Origin of the sequence: Nonomuraea sp. NPDC003804, from assembly GCF_040610675.1 — a bacterium.
GTDB lineage: Bacteria > Actinomycetota > Actinomycetes > Streptosporangiales > Streptosporangiaceae > Nonomuraea.
In genome coordinates this window covers 1-1,415 of sequence record NZ_JBEXMT010000101.1, presented here as the reverse complement: position 1 = coordinate 1,415, position 1,415 = coordinate 1, and the positions used below count along the sequence as shown (strand labels likewise).

1 protein-coding gene is annotated in these 1,415 nt (G+C 67.2%); it reads right to left on the bottom strand.

Annotation, left to right across the window (positions count from 1 at the left end):
- Positions 1 to 108 precede the first annotated feature (108 nt).
- Positions 109 to 1,368 carry an IS701 family transposase gene (locus ABZX22_RS45040; RefSeq protein ID WP_354923479.1) on the bottom strand — a complete coding sequence of 420 codons (1,260 nt, stop codon included), beginning with the start codon at positions 1,366 to 1,368 and terminating at the stop codon, positions 109 to 111.
- Positions 1,369 to 1,415 lie beyond the last annotated feature (47 nt).

Below are 1,415 nucleotides of genomic sequence, written 5' to 3'. Positions count from 1 at the left end.
CTAGTAGTACTTTGTTAGTTCGTCATGGTGGTCGTTGATGGCAGGTGGGGCATCGGCCGCTCCAGGTGGCTAACAGCACCTGGAGCATGTGCAGGATCTTGTAGAAGGTCAGGCCGCCCCAGCCGCTTTTGGGCTGGTCAAGCGCAGTTCGGTGAGGAACAGGTGGGCGGCCGAAACCAGGGTGACGTGCCGTTGCCAGCCGGTGAAGGAGCGGCCCTCGAAGTGGGTCAGGCCCAGGCCGGTCTTGAGTTCGCGGTAGTCGTGCTCGATCCGCCAGCGGATCTTCGCCAGGCGGACCAGTTCCCGCAGCCGGATGTCCGCCGGAAGGGTGGACAGCCAGTAGTCGGTGGGCTCGGGTTCGCCGGGTGGCCATTCCGCCAGCAGCCAGCATTCGGGCAGATGCCCGTCACTGTCTCGGGCGATGTCGCGGTTGGCGGGCCGCACCCGCAGCACGAGGAAGCGTGAGCGCATCGTTGCGGTCGGGTTGCCCTTGCTCTTCTTGGTGCCCTGCCGCCAGCTCACCCGGCGCAGACTGCTTCGTCCGGCGGCCAGAGCCAGCTCGCGCAGGCTGGAGGGCGCGCTGCGGTATTTGGCCACCGGACGGCGACCGTTGCCGGAGTAGGGCACCGTCTCCGGGACGACATCGGCGGCGTACGCGCTGGTGGTGCCCTTGAGGGCGACCACGTACGGCAGGCCGCGCAGGGTCAGGCCGAGCCGGAGCGCGGTCACATCGCCGTAGCCGGCGTCGGCCACCACCAGCGGCGGCACCTGCCCCCAGGCGGCCAGCTCATCGAGCATGTCCAGCGCCTGCTGCCATTTGGGACGGTGCCGCTGATCGTCAGGGATACCGCAGCGCCGCCGCCGCTCGACGATCGCCGCGGCCTCGGCTGCGTCGCCGGCCAGCGCGTCGTCCCATCGCTCAGGTAGGAACAACCGCCAGTTCAGCGCAGCCGAGCAGGTATCGGTGACCGCGTGCACGCTGACCACGATCTGGCAATTGGTCACCTTTCCCGCGGTCCCGGTGTACTGCCGGGCCACCCCCGGCGAGGCATTCCCGTCCTTGAGATGGCCGGTGTCGTCCAACACCCACGCCTGCGGGGCCACCACGCTGACGGCACGCTGCGCCAGACGCCTGCGCACCGCGACATAGTCCCACGTCGAGGAGGTGATGAACTGCTGCAGCCGCTGGTGATCCACCCCCAGCCGCTCAGCCATCGGCACCATCGACTTACGCCGCCCGTCCAGCATCAGCCCACGCAGATACAGCCCCCCGTTGGACCGCTGCTCCCGACGCGCGAAGGAAGTGAACACCTCACCCGCGAAGTCCTCAAGACGGCCTCGAACATCAGCCAGCTCATCCGGAGTCACACAAAGATCATCTCACACAAGATCCCGAACTAACAAAGTACTACTAG